The organism is Streptomyces sp. NPDC050619 (genome assembly GCF_040654815.1).
Classification (GTDB): Bacteria; Actinomycetota; Actinomycetes; order Streptomycetales; family Streptomycetaceae; genus Streptomyces.
The window spans coordinates 1-1,560 of the sequence record NZ_JBFAIR010000133.1; the positions used below are offsets into that span (position 1 = coordinate 1).

Consider the following 1,560-nt stretch of genomic DNA (forward strand, 5'->3'; position numbering starts at 1 on the left):
GGAGAAGCAGCGGCCGTGGCCGACCCAGCCACCCCTGGTCCTCAAAGCGCCCAATGCCGTGGTCGGCCCCGGTGCGGCGGTGGTCCACCCGGCCGGACTCCGGCGGCTGGAGTACGAGGGAGAACTCGCCGTCGTGATCGGCCGCACCGCCCGGGACGTCTCAGCGACGTCGTTCGCCGACTACGTACTCGGCTACACCTGTGCCAACGACATCACCGCGGACGACTGGCGCGCGGACGGGCAGTGGACCAGGGCCAAGAGCGCGGACACCTTCTGCCCGCTCGGGCCATGGATCGAAACGGACGTGGCCGACCCCGGAGCGCTGCGGCTGGACACCCTCGTCAACGGTCGTACGGTCCAGGACGGCTCCACCGCCGACATGGTCTTCGACGTGGGTGAACTGCTGGCCTTCGTCACCCGCTGGATCACCCTGCAACCAGGTGACGTACTGCTCACGGGCAGCCCCGCCGGCGTGGGTCCGCTGGTCCCGGGGGACCGGGTCGAAGTCCGGATCGAAGGCGTGGGGACACTGTCCAATCCGGTGGTCGGCACGGAGCCGCTCGGCGCGCCGGGCACGACGTGAGCGTTTGATCCCGCCCCGGCCGATGAGTCTGCGCTCTCCTGTGGCCCAACGCCCGCCCGCGAAGCCGCCGGCCCGGCTGCACCGTCGTGCAGGTGATTGTTCAGGTTGACTGAGCGCTGCGCGTCCGACCCGTGGCACCTGGACGAGCCCGGAGATGGACGACCGAGGTCGCTGGTGCGGGCGTCCCGCCAGAGGTCGACGCCGCCGTCGGTGGCGTACTTGTCGATCTCGCCCAGTTCATCGCTGGTGAGGTCAGGATTCTCCAGCGCGGCGACGTTCTGTAGGACCTGCTCCGGGCGGAGGCCGGGGCCGCGATGGTGCGCGGGCACAGCAGCGCGGGTGCCGATACATCATCCGGCCTGGTCACGCGGCATGTTGGTACTCGTGGAGCGTTCCGCCGAGTCGGTCTCGTCGGCGTACCTCCAGGTGCCTGATCTGTGTTGGTTCGTTGATCGGTTGGGGGAGTGGGCGGAGCGATGCGGCTTGCTTCAGGGCTCGGTGCGGCCGTCACCTTGGCGTCAGAGCCGAGAAGCTGGACAGCCCCCTCCCAGGTGGCTTCGGCTCAGGCTGGACCGGCGATGAGCTCCGCGACCGGCTTGCGGCGGCCGGTGTAGAACGGGACCTCCTCGCGGACGTGCAGCCGGGCGTCGGAGCTGCGCAGATGGCGCATGAGGTCGACGATGCGGTACGGCTCATCTGCCTCGAAGGCCGGTAGCCACTCGTGGTCGCCGAGCGCGAAGGAGGGCACGGTGCAGAAATCTGTACCAATGTGCCATCCATCTTGCCTCCTTCGCGTTGAAGCCCGCTGATGGTTGTTGGCATCACCGCACCCATGAGGGCCGGGCCTGTCAAGGGGCGTAGACGGCCACCGCCTGCGGCCTCTCGATGGGATGCCGGGGCGTTTTCCTTGTGAGGGCTTCCTCGCGGTGTATCTGTGGGACCGCCGCCTGGGAGGGGTCCAGTTGGAGCGCCCGGAG

General features: G+C 69.1%; 1 protein-coding gene and 3 pseudogenes. 1 reads left to right on the forward strand and 3 read right to left on the reverse strand.

The genetic code is table 11. The annotated features are described in order from the left end of the window. On the forward strand, positions 1 to 583 hold a 583-nt coding region (locus AB0I77_RS53470; RefSeq protein WP_363290318.1), incomplete at its 5' end, for a fumarylacetoacetate hydrolase family protein. Between the two features lie 161 nt (positions 584 to 744). On the opposite strand, the pseudogene AB0I77_RS53475 reads toward AB0I77_RS53470, so the two are convergent. The 3 pseudogenes from AB0I77_RS53475 to AB0I77_RS53485 form a co-directional block, all read right to left on the reverse strand. After that, a pseudogene (locus AB0I77_RS53475) lies at positions 745 to 882 on the reverse strand (aldo/keto reductase); the annotation flags it as partial. Between the two features lie 64 nt (positions 883 to 946). Next, a pseudogene (locus tag AB0I77_RS53480) lies at positions 947 to 1,090 on the reverse strand (integrase); the annotation flags it as partial. A gap of 55 nt (positions 1,091 to 1,145) precedes the next feature. Next, positions 1,146 to 1,334: pseudogene (locus AB0I77_RS53485) on the reverse strand (chlorite dismutase family protein); the annotation flags it as partial. Positions 1,335 to 1,560 lie beyond the last annotated feature (226 nt).